This is a genomic window from Pedobacter aquatilis (assembly GCF_030409415.1).
GTDB lineage: Bacteria > Bacteroidota > Bacteroidia > Sphingobacteriales > Sphingobacteriaceae > Pedobacter > Pedobacter aquatilis.
Genome location: NZ_JAUFPW010000024.1, coordinates 22,713 through 40,512, shown reverse-complemented (window position 1 = coordinate 40,512; position 17,800 = coordinate 22,713). Strand labels below are relative to the sequence as shown.

Below are 17,800 nucleotides of genomic sequence, written 5' to 3'. Positions count from 1 at the left end.
CCAAGTAACTATACTTTAGTACTTTATTAACTATCATTAACTAACCTATTTTCAAATTATGAAAAAACTTCTACAAAGTTTGTTCATACTTTTGTGCGTTGCATTTTCTGCAATGGCGCAAGATAGAACAATCACTGGAACGGTTACTTCAGAGGACGACAAATTGCCGATTCCGGGTGTAAGCGTGAGAATTAAGGGAGCTAACACTGGAACATCTACCGATGCAACTGGTAAATTTACTCTTAATGTTGGGGCTGGTACCGTCCTTGAATTTACTTCAATCGGGTACGCAAAACAATCAAAAGCAGTTGGTACATCGAACACAATTAATGTTGTTTTGGTTTCTGACGCTCAATCATTAAACGAAGTTGTAATTACAACATCTCTAGGTATCAGAAGATCTGCTGCAACTACTGGTTATAGCAGTCAAACGCTTGATAACAAATCTTTAACAGAGGGTAAAGTAACAAATTTAGTTACAGGTTTAGCTTCTAAGGTAGCAGGTTTGCAAATCAACTTAAATAACAACGGTGTAAATCCAACTACCCGTGTTATTTTACGTGGTAACCGTTCATTAACTGGTAACAACGAGGCATTAATTGTTGTAGATGGTGTTCCTGTTCCAAAAGACGTTTTAGCTGCCTTAAATCCAAATGATGTAGAAGATGTAACTGTACTTAAAGGTGCTAACGCAGCTTCTCTTTACGGTTCTGAAGGTGTAAATGGTGTTTTAATTGTAACAACTAAAAAGGGTAAAAGCGGTAACAACCAAGTAAACTTTAGCAGCACAACTTCATTAGAAACGGTTGCTTACATGCCTAAAATGCAGGAATCTTTTGGTAACGGTTACGATCTAAATACTTATGTTCCTTTCGAGAATACATCTTGGGGTCCAAAATACGATGGAAGCATTGTAACTGTTGGTCCAACCTTGGCAAATGGCGCAGAATGGAAATTGCCTTATTCGGCCATCGAAAATGAGAAAATGAATTTCTGGGATACTGGTAGAACTTTCCAGAACGACCTATCTTTTTCTGGTGGTGATGAAAAATCAACTTATTTCTTCTCTGTACAAGATGTTGCTATCAAAGGTATTATCCCTAAAGATGAAAACAGAAGAACTAGTGCTAGAATGAACGCTAGCCGTACTTTCGGTAAATTAACGGCATCATTTACTGCAAACTATGCTGTAGCCAATCCAAAAGTGACTTCATCAAACGTTTACAACAACTTATTAAATATCCCGCAGAATGTTCCGATTACTCAGTTAAAAGATTGGGAAAATAATCAGTTCGCTACTCCTAATGGATACTTTTCTGGTTATTATGTAAATCCTTACTGGGAAATTGATAACAACCGTAGAAATACTCGCACCGAAACTTTTAATGGTACAGGTGAATTAAAGTACGAGTTTGCTAAATGGTTAACGGCTACTTACAGATTAGGCGTTTTTAATACCAACAGTAATTACAAACAATACTATCAAAAAGTTGCCTACACGACTGCTTATGATAGGCCAACTAATAATAGTGGTAGTGTAACGGATAGAGCAGATAATTTCAGAAGATTAAACTCTGATATCATTTTACAAGCTAATCACAGCGTTGGCGACTTCAAATTCAGTTTACTTGCAGGTAACAACGTAAGAAACGACTATACTAAGTTCACATCAGAAACAGCTAATGCTTTAGTTGTTCCAGGTTTATATAATGTCTCAAACCGTGTTGGTGAAGCAACGGTTGAGTCTAGATATACACAAAGAAGACAGGTAGCTGTTTTTGGTGAGTTTAATGTAGATTATAAAGATTATTTACACTTAGCAGTTACGGGAAGAAATGAATGGATTTCAGTATTAAATGCAAATAACAGATCATACTTCTATCCTGCTGCGGCATTATCATTTGTATTTTCAAATGCTTTCCCTTCTATTAAAGAAAATAGTCCAATTTCATTTGGTAAGGCTTATGTATCTGCTAACAAAACAGCAAATGTAAACTTAGGTGCGTATAACTTAGAAACGGCTTTTAACATCAGTTCAGGATTTCCTTACGGAAACCTTCCAGGTTTCTCAGTTGGTAATACTTTTGCCAATCCAGATTTACAACCTGAGTTCGTAAAATCTTATGAGGGTGGTATCCAGTTAGGTTTCTTTAACGATAGAATTAACTTTGAGGGTACTTATGCTTACAGCGATTCAAAAGGTCAGATTATTCCTATCTCAACCTCTTTTGCTACTGGTTACAGTAACGCCTATGTTAATGCTGGTCGCGTTACAAACAAAACAATTGAGTTAAGTTTGAGAGCAATTGCAGTTAGAAGTACAGACTGGACGTGGAATGTGGGTATTAACTATTCGCATTTCAATAACAAAGTTGTTGATTTGTATCAAGGTGTTAATGAAATTCCTCTTGGCGGATATGCAAACTCAGCCTATGTATATGCTGTTAAAGGTGAAGCTTATCCGGTTATCAAAACTACCGCTTATCTAAGAGATCCTCAAGGAAGAATTGTGGTAGATGGAACAACAGGTTATCCAAAAAGAGCAGGATCCTTATTGAATCAAGGTCAAACAAATGCACCAACTAACCTAGGCTTTAATACAAGTGTACGTTACAAAAACTTTACTTTGGCGGGTCAAATCGATTATAGAACGGGTAACGTTTTCTACAACATTTTAGGTAACTTGAATGATTTTACTGGTTTATCTTATACGAGTGCTCAATATGACAGGTTACCATTTGTAGTGCCAAATTCATCTATTGAATCGCCTGTTGGTTCTGGTAATTTTGTCGCAAATACCGCTGTTAAAACTGCCGATGGTGGTTTTGATTACTGGTATGGTCAATACAGAAACATTCAAGAAAACTATGTTACCGATGCAACCTTTGTTAAATTAAGAGAGTTATCTTTAACTTATAATCTTCCTGCATCTTGGCTAAGTAAGCAAAAAGTTGTTAAAAGAGCCAGCATAGGTTTGGTAGGTCGGAACTTATTAACTTGGTTACCTAAAGAAAATATCTTTACCGATCCTGAATTCAACTTTACTGATGGTAACTCTACTGGTATCTCAGATTACATTGCTCCTCCAACAAGAATTTATGGTTTTAACTTAAATGTAACATTCTAGTCTTATGAAGAAGTTATCAAAATATTTATCTGTTGCACTAATAAGTGCAACTGTATTAACAGGATGTGAAAAGAACTTTTTGGATATTAACTCCAATCCAAATGATCCTGTTACTGCAACGCCTCCATTGGTTTTGTCTGCTGCCTTAAACAGAACAACATCAAATGTTGCCGTTTCATTAAACGAGTTAGGTTCTATTTGGTCTGGTTACTGGGCACCTCCAACAGATTATTTATATTATATTGATGAAAAACAGTATAATATTACTTCATCATTTCGTGGTGCAGTTTGGGAAACTACTTATGATAATTTAAACGATTATCAAGCTGTTGAAACAAGTGCAACCGCTGGTAGCTTACCTAATTATGTAGGTATTGCTAAAATTATGAAAGCATATAACTTTCAAATTTTAGTTGATGCTTATAATAATGTGCCATTTACTGATGCATTAAAAAATACTGCGTCTTTAAGACCTAAATACGATAACGGTCAATCTGTTTACGAAGGAAGTTTAGCCTTAATTGATGCTGGTATTGCAGCAATTAAATCAGCTGGTGCAACTGGTGTTAAGCCAGGTTCAGATGATATTTTCTTCGCAGGAAATATGACGCTTTGGATTAAGTTTGCGAATACCATTAAATTAAGAATGTTGTTGAGACAATCTGAAATTCCAGGAAGAACAGCTTATATTCAAACTGAAATTGCTAAAATTGTAGCAGAAGGTTCTGGCTTTATTGGTGCAGGTGAATCTGTGCTTTCAAGTCCTGGTTACGTAAGTTCATCTGGTAAATTAAACCCTTTCTGGGAACGTTATTATAATGATGCAGCTGGTGCCATCACAGCTAATTACAGAGCAACTCGTCCAACTGTATATGTAATTAACAAATATGTTAACAATACAGATCCTCGTATTGCAAGATTATATTCTCCAATTGGTGGTGTTTATAAAGGTGTAGAATTGGGTAGAAACACTGGTGATGCTCAGGCAACTTTGTATAAATCAAACGTACTTTCTCCATTCTTACCTGCAGGTGGTTTATTAAAATCTGCAACTCAAAAATCGGTAATTATGTTATCGTCTGAAAGTTTGTTTTTACAGGCTGAGGCAGCACAAAGAGGGCTTATTACAGGTTCCGCAGAAACATTCTACAATGCTGGAATTAGTGAATCATTTGTTTACTTAGGCGTACCTAATGCCGCTACAGCAGCTGCAACTTATTATGCTCAGCCGTTACAGAATGTAAACTTTGCTACTTCTACTGATAAAATCCAGGCGATTATATTCCAAAAATGGTTGGCTTTAAATAGCATCAGTGGTTGGGAATCTTGGAATGATTTCAGAAGAACAAAGTTCCCTGCTGATAATCCTTTATCATTAGCAGCAATCGGAACTAAGCATCCGGCAAGATTGCTTTATCCAAACTCTGAGTTGGGTACTAACGGAGATGAAGTAACAAAACAAGGAACGATAAGTGCCTTTGACACAAAAGTCTTCTGGGATAAGAAATAGTTATTAGAAAAATGAACAAAAAAGGCTTGAAGATTTTTATTCTTCAAGCCTTTTTTGTTTTACGATACTATGGAATAAAAAATACATAGTTATTTTACTGAAAGTGAAGAAACAATGAACTTCTTTTGTTGTTTGTCATTTAATCATCATAAAATATTAGATTTTAGTTAAATTTTGTTAAAAAAATCTTTTGAACTCTATATTTAGAGCTGAATAAAGAACTAATTAACATTTAACTAACTTAAATTTCATGAAAAAACTTCTACAAAGTTTGTTCGTGATGATGCTTTTCGCGGTTACTGCGTTAGCTCAAGAACGAACAATTACTGGTACAGTTGTGTCGTCGGATGATAGATTACCTATCCCGGGCGTTTCTGTAAAAATCAAAAACACAACAAGAGGTACAATTACCGATTCAAATGGTAAGTACACAATCAACGCAGCTTCAAATGCTACATTAGTTTTCTCTTCTATCAGTTACGAAACTGTTGAAGTAGCTGTAGGTAACAAAACAACGATCAGTCCGGTATTATCATCAGACTCTAAATCACTAGATGAGGTTGTAATTCAGGTTCCATATGGTACTGTAAAAAAGAGTGCATTTACTGGTGCTGAATCTACAGTTGGTGCAGCAGAATTAGCTAAAACTCAAATGACTTCAGTTACAAGAGCACTAGAAGGACGTGTTTCTGGTATTGTTGCTACCAACGGTGGTGGCCAGCCAGGTACTAATGCTGAGGTTCGTGTTCGTGGTATTGGTTCTGTTAACGCAAGTAGCTCACCACTTTATGTTTTGGACGGTGCGGTTTACAACGGTTCAATTGTATCAATCGCTACTGATGATATTGAGAGTGTAACTGTATTAAAGGATGCTGCGGCAACTGCATTGTATGGTTCAAGAGCTGCAAACGGTGTTATTATGATTCAAACCAAAACTGGTAAAAAAGGCGATGCAATTGTTAGAGCAAACCTAAGAACTGGTTTTATGAACCGTGCAATTCCTCAGTACGACCAAGTTGGTGCAAAAGACTATTACGAGTTAATGTGGGAAGCAACGAGGAACAGATTACAATATGCTTCAGGCCAGACACCAGCGTTGGCTGGACAAAATGCATCTGCAACTTTAACAGGTGCTAACGTTTTAGTTTACAATGCGTACAATGTTCCAGGTGCTCAATTAGTTGACCCTGTTACAGGAAAACTTAATCCAAATGCTTCTCTTTTATGGGATGATAACTGGAATACTGCGCTTTTTAATACGGATGCATTAAGACAAGATTATAACGTAAGTATTAGTGGTGCCAGTGATAAAACGGATTACTACTTCTCTGGCGGTTATGTAAATGAAGAAGGTATCACAAAATTTACTGAGTATGACAGGTTTACAACAAGGTTAAACATTAATACTAAAATTAAATCTTGGTTAAAAGGTGGTACAAGTTTAGATGCAGCTATTTCTTATCAAAGAAATAACGTTGCTTCTGGTACGGCAACTACTAACCCGTTCTACTATTCTACCATGATGGGTCCTATCTATCCAGTATATGAGCGTACGGCAACCGGTGCTTTCGTAATTGACCCAACAACAGGTGGAAATAAATTAGATTGGGGTAATCCAAATCAGATGGGTGCTAGACCATATGCGCCAAATTCTAACTTATTGGGTTCATTAGATTTGGATGATAGAAGTAACAGACCAGTTAACATCAACAACAATACTTATCTAGAAGCAAGTTTCTTAAAAGACTTTAAATTCAGAACAAGTATTGCAACAACGTATTATGATGCAAGTGCTACAACTTTCCAAAATTCACTTTTTGGTGATGCACAAAACGTAGCAGGTCGTTCAACAAAATCTGACAACCGTCAGTTAACATTTACATTCAATCAGGTATTGTCTTACGCTAAAAACTTTGGCGACCATAATGTTTCAGCATTAGTAGGTCATGAGAATTTTAAATTCAGACAGAACTTTATGAGTGCTACCAGAACTGGTTTTCCTTTTCCTGGTACAAGTGAGTTAACTTCAGCTGCTGTTGCGGAAGGTTCTACTTCTTATCAAAGAGACCACGCAATTGAGAGTTATTTTTCAAGAGTAGATTATGATTACAAATCAAGATATTACATCTCTGGAAGCTTAAGAAGTGATGGTTCATCAAGATTCTCACCACAAACAAGATGGGGTACTTTCTACTCGGTAAGTGGTGCATGGAGAGCTTCTGAAGAAAGTTTCTTAAAAAGCGTGAGCTGGATTAACGATTTAAAATTACGCGTTAGTTACGGTGAACTAGGAAATGAAAACTTAGATAGCTATTATGCATACCAGGCTTTATATGGTTTAGGTTGGAATAATGTTGGCTTCCCTGGTGCAATCGTAGGTACACTTGCTACACCAGAATTAACTTGGGAAAAAAACCAGACAACAAATATTGGTGTTGATTTTTCATTCTTTAACAACCGCTTACAAGGTAGCGTAGAACTTTATGACAAAGTATCAGATAACTTGTTATTTGATGTGCCCTTACCAACTTCAACTGGTATTACTACTGTGACAAGAAATATTGGCGCACTATCTAATAAAGGTATTGACGTAACTTTGGGTTATACAGCGGTTAAAAAAACTGATTTTGATTGGAGAATCGATTTAAACTTAACACACTTTAAAAATAAATTTAAAGAACTTTCTCAACCAGAAATTATTTCTGGTAACAAGAAATATGTTGTTGGTGGTGGTATATATGATTTCTTCATCAGAGAATTTGCTGGTGTGGATCCTGCTACAGGTTTAGGGATGTGGAAACAAGATGTTTTAGGTACAAATGGTTTGCCAACAGGTCAAACAACTACTACAACAAACTTTACGAATGGTACCCAATATATTTCTGGTACAGCTCTTCCTGATTTAACAGGAGGTATTACCAACTCATTCCGTTATGGTAATTTTGACTTATCGTTCTTATTTACCTTCCAATTGGGTGGTAAGTTTTATGATGGCAATTACGCAGGCTTAATGCATGTAGGTTCTTATGGAACAGCTTGGCATACAGATATCCTAAACAGATGGACTACACCTGGTCAAATTACTGATGTACCAAGGGTTCAGAATGCAGTTGCAAATCAATCTGGTGCATCTACAAGATTTTTATTTGATGCAGATTATTTAAACCTTAAAAACGTAACTTTAGGTTATACAATTCCTCAAAGTTTCAGCGGTAAAATCGGTTTAAAATCTGCAAAGATTTTTGCAAATCTTGATAACGGATACTTATGGCATAAAGGTCCTAAAGGTATGAATCCGCAAGGTTCATTCAGTGGAAATACGGATTATGTTTATCCAACCTTCCGTACCTTCTCTTTAGGTTTAAACGTTAATTTATAACCTTAAAATTTGTTATAAAATGAAAAATATTTTAAGAAATATCAGCCTGGTTCTAATAGGCATTACAACATTTAGTAGTTGTAAAAAAGAATATTTAGAAACAACTCCAACAGAGTCTATCGCTCAGGAGACTGTTTTTACTACAACAGGAGGTGCGTTAGTTGCATTAAATGGTACATATCGTTCAATGTATACCAGTTTAACTAACCATGGTAACTTTGGTCAAAAATCAGCAGAAATTGTTTCTGATTTAATGGGTAATGATATGGTTATTCATGCTCAGGGATATGGTTGGTTCAATGCAGAATACCAGTATACTGCAATCGCGACTGCAACTGCCTCTAGCAGATCAGAAAGAACATGGTTTTACTACTACAGAACCATTAATAATGCAAATATCATTATTCAAAATATTGATGCTGCTACGGGTACAACAGAAGAAAAAGAATATATCAAAGGTCAAGCATTAGCACTTAGAGCATATTCGTATTTCTATTTGGTTAATTTCTTTCAGCAAACATACAAAGGCAACGAAAACAAGCCAGGCGTTCCGGTTTATTTAGAGCCAACTAGCGAAGGTAAACCAAGAGGAACTGTACAGCAAGTTTATACTCAAATTGTAGCAGATTTAAAACAAGCTGAAACATTGCTAACAGGTAAAACCCGTATTCACAAATCTCATATTAATGTGAATACAGCTCAAGGTATCTTAGCTCGTGTAGCGTTACAAATGGAAGATTGGCCTACTGCCAGAGATTATGCTAAAAAGGCTAGAGGTACAACTGCGCCAATGACTGCTGCTACTTATAACGCAGGATTTAGTATTCTGTCTAATACAGAGTGGATTTGGGGATTGGAAGTTAATGTTGAACAATCAACAATTTTTGCTTCTTATTTTTCGCACATGGATAATACAGCTGGCGGATACGGCGGTTTAGGTTCATTTAAAAAAATCACTAAAGAACTATATGATTTAATACCAGTTGGCGATGCAAGAAAGGATGCTTTCAAGGCCCCTACTTCTACAGCATTACCAGCAGTTCCAATTTATAGTATTTTAAAATTCAGAAAGCCTACAGCCGCTACTTGGAATGGTGATTATCTGTTGATGCGTGCTGGCGAGATGTTCTTAATAGAAGCTGAAGCTTCTGCTAGAATTGCTGGCGATGAAGCTAATGCAGTAACACTTTTAAATACTTTAGTAAAAACCAGGTATCCAGCTTATAACTTCACCGGTACCGGAGCAGCATTATTAAATGAAATTCTTTTACAAAGAAGAATTGAACTTTATGGCGAAGGCTTTTCTTTAAACGATATTAAACGTTTAAAAGCTGGTTTAAACAGACCAACTGGAACTGGTAACCACGGAGGAACTAACTTTGCTCCTGTTGAGTTAGTTTTACCAGCTGAGTCTCCAAAATTCTTAATGAGAATTCCTCAGGATGAGTTAAACACAAATAAAGCTTTAACCCCTGCAGATCAGAATCCATAAATTTAAATTCTGAACAATTATTAACCCCAAGTTACGAATGTAGCTTGGGGTTTTTGATTATAAGAGCTTGATGATTAAGTTACTTTGATTTTCTTAATAACAATAACCAACTCAACATTAAAATTATGTTAAAATCACTTTTTTGCTTGTAAAATTTGAAATGCAATAGCAATGTTCTTATCTTGTCTCCCCAAATCAAACAACTAATTTAAATTTCATGAAAAAACTTCTACAAAGTTTGTTCGTGCTTTTGTTTGTTGCATTTAGTGCAATGGCTCAAGACCGAACGATTACTGGTACAGTAACGTCTACAGAAGATGGAGAACCAATTCCAGGCGTTAGTGTAAAAGCAGTTGGCGCACAAGGCGTAGCGGTAACTGGAAATGATGGAAAGTACTCACTCCGAGTAACCTCTTCTACAAAAAACCTTCAATTTACGTTTATTGGTTATGTTACTAAAACAGTAGCCTTAACCTCATCAAACATTGTTAACGTGAAGTTAGATGGCGATGCAACAAATCTTCAGGATGTTGTAATTAACGTAGCTTACGGAACCACAACTAAAGGTAAAAACACAGGTTCTGTTTCTACAGTAGGTGGCGAAAAAATTGCAGAAAGACCTATTACAAACATTAATAGTGCTTTAGCTGGTGCGGCACCCGGCGTTCAATTAAACGCGGGCAGTGGCCAGCCTGGTTCTGGGCCTACAATTAGAGTAAGGGGTTTTGGTTCTATCTCTGCTTCTAATGATCCTTTATATATCGTTGATGGTATTCAATATTCTGGTAACATCAGTAATATTAGTGCTGATGATGTAGAGAGTATTTCTGTATTGAAAGATGCAGCTTCTTCTGCGCTATACGGCTCAAGTGCTGGTAACGGTGTAATCTTAATTACAACAAAAAAGGGTAGAAAAGGCAAAGAGCAGTTAGATTTCAGGGTAATTCAAGGTGTTACCTCTCGTGGTATTCCTGAGTATGAAACTGTTGGTGCTTATGAATATTATCCATTAGCATGGCAAGCCTATAGAAATAGCTTAGTATATCCGGTAACAGGTGCTGGTCTGCCATTAGCTACTGCAAATACAAGGGCAACAAATGATATTAAGGGACTATTGTTTAATAATCCTTTTAACGTTGCTGACAATGCAATAGTTGGTACAGACGGTTTAATGAACCCAAACGCTTCACTTCTTTATGCTGATGATTTAGATTGGAGATCTCCCCTAATGAGAACAGGCACAAGAGGTGATTATTCACTATCTTACAGTGGTGCAACAGAGAAATCTGATTTTTATGCTTCATTAGGTTATCTTAATGAAAAAGGGTACATCATAAGGTCAGATTTTAATAGAATAAACGGTCGTGTTACGATTAATTCCAGACCATTAAGCTGGTTTAAAACGGGATTAAATTTAACAGCGAACATAACAAAATCAAACCAGGCAGATGCAGATGGTAGTGGTAGTATTGTCAACCCATTTAATTTTTCTCGTTCTATAGGCCCAATCTATCCTGTGTATGCACATAATCCAACCACTGGTGAGTACTTGCTAGATTCAAAAGGAGGGAGAGTATATGATACAGGTAACTTATTAACCGTATTAGGTGTTCCAAATCGTCCATCTGGTGCTTATGCTGGTAGACATATTTTACAAGAAACACTTTTAAACTCAACTCAAATTAAAAGAAACGTTTTGGGCGCAAGAACTTATGGTGAAGTTTCTTTCTTAAAGGATTTCAAATTAAGAGCTAACTTAGGTGTTGATATCACAAACTATAGCTTTGCTGATTATCAAAACAAGATTGTTGGTGACGGTGCTCCAAATGGTAGAGCAAGAAACACTTCAACTACAACAACAACTTATACTATTGAGCAATTATTAACCTATAATAAAAAGGTTGGTAAAAGTACATTTGATGTGTTATTAGCGCATAATAACTATGATTACGCATATAAGTATTTAACCGGTGCTCGTAATACTCAGATTTTAGATGGTAATAGTGAGTTAATTAATTTTGCAACAACAAGTGACTTAAACTCATACTTAAATGATTACCGTAAAGAGGCTATATTTACAAGAGTAAATTATGATTACGATTCAAAGTATTTCATTTCAGGTTCATTCCGTCGTGATGGTTCGTCTAAATGGGGTCCTGGATTAAGATGGGGTAACTTCTACTCAGGAAGTGCTGGCTGGATTATCAGTGAAGAAAACTTCATGAAATCAGTAAACTGGGTTAATTATTTGAAATTAAGAACATCGTACGGTTCTTTAGGTAATGATGGCTTACCAGGTTTAAATCTTGAAAGGTCGCTTTATTCTTTAGATTATAATAACTCTGCTGAACCAGGAATTCTTTTACAGAGCCTTGCAAACCCTAATATTACATGGGAAACTCAAACACAAATTGATGCTGCTGTAGAATTCGGTTTATTTAAGAACAGATTACACGGTACTTTCGAGGTGTTTAGCAAACAATCAAGCGATTTACTATTCAACGTTCCTCTACCACTATCGTCTGGTTTAGGTATTGGAAGTGGTACTGGTACTTTCCAGAAAAACATTGGTAAAATGTGGAACAGAGGTATTGAAATTAATTTAGGTGGTGATGTGATTAAGACAGGTGCTTTTAAGTGGGCCCTTGATGTTAACTGGTCACTTGTTAGAAACAGAATAACAAAAATGCCTGATGAAACGCCAACGGTTATTGATGGAACTAAACAGCTTTCTGTTGGTTATTCTAGATATGAATTCTGGCTACGTCAATGGGCAGGTGTAGATCCTTCTGATGGAGCTTCACTTTACCTAATTAATCCACTTAGTCCGGGTGTGGCTGCAGATACGAGAACAGTTAATGGTCAGAATTACACAATTAATTCTAATAATGCGCTTTATGCGTATTCAGGTAATGCTTTTGCTAAATACTTCGGTAGCTTTACAAATACTTTTACCTACAAAGCATTCTCTTTAGCAGTAATAATGAACTACCAGGTTGGTGGTAAATTTTACGATTCTACATATCAAGGATTAATGTCTTACGCTGGTTATGGAGGTTCATTACACGTAGACGCTCTGAATTCGTGGAAACAGGCTGGTGATGGTTCTAGTATTCCAAGATTAGATGTTGGTCGTTCTACTTTCAACAATGCAACATCAACTAGATTCTTAATTGATGCCTCGTATTTAAATATGAGATCTGCTGTATTAGGTTATAATTTACCAAAAGATTTTATTGCTAAAATTGGTTTAAGTAGAGCAAATGTTTACGCATCAGGTGAGAACTTATTCTTATTGTCAAAACGTAAAGGTTTAGACCCTTCAGAAAGTTTTACAGGTGTTAATAGTAACGCTTATACACCAACACGTATTTTCAGCTTCGGTATTAATGCTTCATTTTAAAACAGGAACTCATGAAAAATTTATATAAAATACTTTTCCCATTGGCAGTTTTAACACTGACTATGGGCGCATGTAAAAAAGATTATTTACTAACTGCACCTACTGATGCAGTATCTAGTGATGCCGTTTTTACAACAACTACAAATGCTATGGCAGCATTGAACGGTATTCACCGTTCACTATATATCCAGTATTCAAGGCAAGAAGAAGGCGGTCAAGGTGCCGTAAACTTAAATATCGACTACATGGGTGAGGATATTGTAAATACAGTAAGTACTACTGCATTTGGCGTTCACAAATGGGTTACACACAGAAGTGCTTCTAACGGTAATAATGCTTTTATTTACACTTTCTATTATAGAATTATCACCAATGCAAATCTTATTATTGATAATATAGATGGTGCAGAAGGTAGTGATGCAGATAAAAAAGCAATTAAGGGTGAAGCATTAACTTACAGAGCCTGGGCACATTTTCAACTAGTACAAGTGTTTGGTAAACGTTATGATGCAGCTGGAAATAATACTCAAGCCGGTATACCAATTTCAAATACTTCGAAAGTAGATGATAAACCTGGTAAACCAAGAGCAAGTGTTGAAGCTGTATACACTCAAATTAATGCAGATTTAGATGCAGCTATTGCAAGCTTTGCTGGCGCTTCAACAAGACCAAATAAATCTCACTTGAATATTAATGTTGCTAAAGGAATAAAAGCTAGAGTAGCCTTAACTCAAGGTAAATGGGCAATTGCAGCCCAAAATGCTTTGGAAGCTAGAACTGGTTTAACATTGATGACAAATGCTGAGTATTTATCTGGATTTAACAGTTACACTAACCAGGAGTGGATGTGGGGAAGTAAACAACAAGAAGACCAAACCACTTACTTTTATTCATTCTTTGCTTATTTAGGTACTTTTAATTCCTCAGCTAACAGAACTAACCCTAAGCGTATTAATTCTGTGCTTTATAACCAGATTACCTCAACTGATGTTCGTAAAGGCTTATGGGATCCAACAGGAACCAATGCAGCTTTCTCTTTACCAGTAGGTGTTGTTACAAGTTCTGCAGCTAGTTTCAGACAAAGAAAATTTGCTGTAGCAGGAACAACCAGCGTGGGTGATGTTGTAAATATGCGTGTTGCTGAAATGTTCTTAATTGAAGCAGAAGCTAGACAAAGATTGGCTATTGCAGGTGCTGCAGCAGAAGAAGTTACAGCCAAAAATGTTTTGTTTACTTTAGCTAAAAACAGAGATGCTAATTATGTATTATCAACAAATACCGGTGTGGCATTTTTGAACGAAATCTTAATTCAGCGAAGAATAGAATTATGGGGTGAAGGTTTTAGATTCTTTGATTTGAAGAGAATGGATGCACCTGTTGATAGAACTGGCGGAAATGCTACAGTAGCATTATCTGGTGTTCTAACAGTACCTGCTGGTGGAGTTGAATGGCAATGGGCTATTCCTCAAGCAGAAATAGATGCTAACCCGGCAATTGGTCCTGCAGGACAAAATCCATAATCAGAATACAACACATTTACAAAGGGAGGCAAAATTTGCCTCCCTTTTTTTGTAAAAATATTTATCAAAAAAAATCATCACGTTGTTTATCAATCCTTTTCCTAAATCGTTTTATATCAATTTTTAGTCTACTTAAACGCTATACTTTATTTTAGTAATAATTGCATTACATTGTAATTTATTTTATATTAGGTTTTAATTAATCAAACTAGACTTAAACTTTATGAAAAAACTATTACAAAGTTTGTTCATAATGCTCTTTATTGCGGCTACCGCTTTTGGGCAGGAAAGAACAATCACAGGTACAGTTACAGGAAAGGATGACGGACAACCGATTCCTGGAGTAAGTGTAAAAATTAAAGGCTCAAATGTAGGAACTACTACGGGCGCAGATGGAAAGTACAGCTTAAGAACTTCCCTCACAACAGGTACTATTGAATTCTCTTCAATTGGTTATCTAACACAAAGCAGAAGCTTGGCCTCAACTTCTATTAGTGTTTCCTTAGCAACTGATTCTAAAACCTTAACCGACGTTGTAGTAACCGGTTACACTACTCAATCTAAAAGAGATGTAACAGGTTCAATTGCGAGTGTGGGTGCAGAAAAGTTAAAGAACCAGCCAATACAGAGTTTTGAACAAGCTTTGGCGGGAAAGGCCGCAGGTGTTAATATTATTCAACCAAATGGTGTACTAAATAACCCACCTGTTTTCAGGGTTCGCGGTTTTAACTCAATTTCATTAAGTTCTTATCCATTAGTTATTGTTGATGGTATTCCTGTATTTACTGGAGACCAATCTAGTAATAGTGCTTCAGGTAACGCTTTAGGCGATATTAACCCGGCAGATATCGAAAGCATCGACATTTTAAAAGATGCGGCCTCTTCTGCAATCTATGGATCAAGAGCAGCGAATGGCGTTGTAGTAATTACTACTAAAAAAGGTAAGCAAGGTAGCACACGTGTTAATTATGAAGCATGGGTAGGTTCTACCAAAGCACAAAATTTAACACCTTTGTTAAATGCAGCTGAATATGTACAAATTAAAAATGAAGCAAGAACAAATATTGGCTTAGCTCCTGCATTTTTCCTTCAAACAAAATCAGATGGTACTCAGGTAGATACGGATTGGTACGATTATGCATATAGAACAGCTACTTCGCAAAACCACGCTTTGAATTTTTCTGGTGCTACTGAGAAAACATCTTACTATGTATCTCTGGGTTACAGCAACCAAGAAGGTTTTATTCAGGCAAACTCGTTCGAAAGGAAAAGTGGTCGTGTTAATCTAGATCATAAATTGTTCAAGGGTGTAACTATTGGAACAAATTTCTCTTATAGTAACACAATGAACAGAGCACCCAATACAGGTTCGTTACCAGGTCAAACCTTCTCTACTGTAGGTTTAGGACGTTTGGCAATTGTATTGCCACCTAACGTTTCCCCTTATAATGAAGATGGGTCCTATAATATGAATGGTTCTGCAGTAGGCCTTGGTGCCAATACAATTGCCTCAAACTTTCCAAATTCAGCTGTATTAATTAATGAAGATAGAAATACTTCTGAAAGTGATCGTATCATAGGAAATGTTTATGCATCTATTCAACTATTGAAAGGATTAACTTTCAAAACTAGTTATGGTTTGGATAACCTTAAAATAGATAATAACTCATTTGTTAACCGTTTACAAGGAGATGGTGTTGCTTATAATGGTGGTGCAACCAGTAACTTTGTCAAAAATAACAGATGGAATTGGGCAAATACTTTAAACTATAACAATACATTTGGAGATCACAGCTTAGGTTTATTATTGGGTGCTGAAGATCAATCTACTTCTTCAGATGGTTATGGTGCTACAAGACAAAATGTTATCGATCCATTCATCAAAGTTTATCAAGGTGCATTCGGTATCATTACACCTGCAGGTTTAGTGCAGGGAGATAACACTTTCCGTTCGTATTTTGCAAATGTTAACTACGATTATAAAAAGAGATATTTCTTAACCGGTTCATTCCGTCGTGATGGTTATTCTGGCTTATCTGCTGGTAATAAATACGGTAACTTTGGCGGTGCATCAGCTGGATGGGCAATTTCTGAAGAAAACTTCTATAAAGATTCAGGATTTAGTAAAGTAGTAAGCCGCATTAAATTACGTGGTAGCTATGGTGAGGTTGGTAACATAAACATCGGTAATTACCCTGCATTATTTTTATATAGTCCTGGTTTGTATGGTGCTGACCCAGCATTATCATTCTCTCAGGCTGGAAATCCAAATTTACAATGGGAAACCAGTAAGAAAACTGATGTGGGTTTGAGCTTGGAATTTTTAAGTGGTCGTTTCTCACTAGACGTTGATTACTATCATAATGATATCAATAACTTAGTTCAATTTGCACCACAAGCTCCTTCAAAAGGTGTACCGGGTAATGCAATTACAACGAATGTTGGTGCGATGTATAATAAAGGTTTTGAATTTACTTTCAACTCTAAAAATATCAATACTGATAATTTTAGCTGGAATACAACACTTACATTCAGTACATTGAAAAACGAAGTTACTGCTTTGGGTAATAACAATGCCGATTTGTTTGGTGCAACACAATTGGAAACCGCTAACATCACAAGAGTGGGCTATCCTATTGGCTCTATTTACACAGTGAAAACAGGCGGAGTTGACCCAGCAACGGGTGAACGTATTTTCATCAATAGAAATGGTGAGAGGTTAAGATTTAGTTTCCAAAGAGCAACGGCTGCACGTTACCAGTACATGGACGGGCCAAATGCCGGACAAAATGCTCCAGCAATTGATGCTGCATTGGATGCTCAAATTATCGGCCCATCTATTCCAAAATGGTTTGGTGGTTTGGATAACAATTTTAGATATAAAGATTTTGATTTGACATTAGGATTAACTTTTTCTGGAGGTAATAAAATCTATTACGGTTCATTAGCTGGTCTTCGCGATCAACGTTTCTGGAACAATGAAAAAGATGTATTAAACAGATGGACTACTCCTGGCCAGGTTACAGATATCCCACGTTTAGTTTATGGTGATAATACTTCAAATGGTTCGGCTTTTGCTCAGTCTCAGAATGTGTTTTCTGGTAATTTCTTAAAAGTACGTAACCTTGCTTTAGGCTACACATTACCTCAAAACTTCTTATCTAAATATGGTATTTCAAGCGTTAGAGTATATGCACAATCGAGCAACCTTTGGATAATTTCAAACTATCCAGGTCCTGATCCGGAAGTTTCTGTTAACGGTAACTCAACCGCAACAGGTAATAGTGGTAACCTTGCTCCTGGTGTTGATAGAAACTCAGTGCCATCAGGTAGAACATTCACTTTCGGACTTAATGTTGGATTTTAAAA

Annotated in this window: 7 protein-coding genes; all 7 read left to right on the top strand. The window is 36.3% G+C overall.

Going from position 1 to position 17,800, the window contains the following annotated elements:
- The first annotated feature begins 58 nt into the window (after positions 1–58).
- The 7 genes from QWY86_RS09945 to QWY86_RS09915 all read left to right on the top strand — a co-directional run bounded on the left by QWY86_RS09945 (position 59) and on the right by QWY86_RS09915 (position 17,798).
- Positions 59–3,127, top strand: a complete 3,069-nt coding sequence (locus tag QWY86_RS09945) for a SusC/RagA family TonB-linked outer membrane protein (protein WP_290241469.1) — start codon at positions 59–61, stop codon at positions 3,125–3,127.
- Between the two features lie 4 nt (positions 3,128–3,131).
- A complete protein-coding gene (locus QWY86_RS09940; RefSeq protein WP_290241468.1) occupies positions 3,132–4,637 on the top strand; it encodes a SusD/RagB family nutrient-binding outer membrane lipoprotein in 1,506 nt (501 codons plus the stop codon).
- A 250-nt stretch (positions 4,638–4,887) separates the two neighbouring features.
- On the top strand, positions 4,888–8,016 hold the full coding sequence (locus QWY86_RS09935) for a SusC/RagA family TonB-linked outer membrane protein (RefSeq protein ID WP_290241466.1): 3,129 nt from the start codon (positions 4,888–4,890) through the stop codon (positions 8,014–8,016).
- A 19-nt stretch (positions 8,017–8,035) separates the two neighbouring features.
- Positions 8,036–9,508, top strand: coding sequence for a RagB/SusD family nutrient uptake outer membrane protein (locus QWY86_RS09930; RefSeq protein WP_290241464.1), 1,473 nt, complete (start codon positions 8,036–8,038; stop codon positions 9,506–9,508).
- Positions 9,509–9,725: 217 nt separating this feature from the next.
- Positions 9,726–12,911: a SusC/RagA family TonB-linked outer membrane protein gene (locus tag QWY86_RS09925; RefSeq protein ID WP_290241461.1), complete on the top strand. Its 3,186-nt coding sequence runs from the start codon at positions 9,726–9,728 to the stop codon at positions 12,909–12,911.
- 11 nt (positions 12,912–12,922) lie between these two features.
- Complete coding sequence (locus tag QWY86_RS09920) at positions 12,923–14,431, top strand: RagB/SusD family nutrient uptake outer membrane protein (protein ID WP_290241459.1); 1,509 nt, start codon at positions 12,923–12,925, stop codon at positions 14,429–14,431.
- A 223-nt stretch (positions 14,432–14,654) separates the two neighbouring features.
- A complete protein-coding gene (locus QWY86_RS09915; protein WP_290241457.1) occupies positions 14,655–17,798 on the top strand; it encodes a SusC/RagA family TonB-linked outer membrane protein in 3,144 nt (1,047 codons plus the stop codon).
- Positions 17,799–17,800 lie beyond the last annotated feature (2 nt).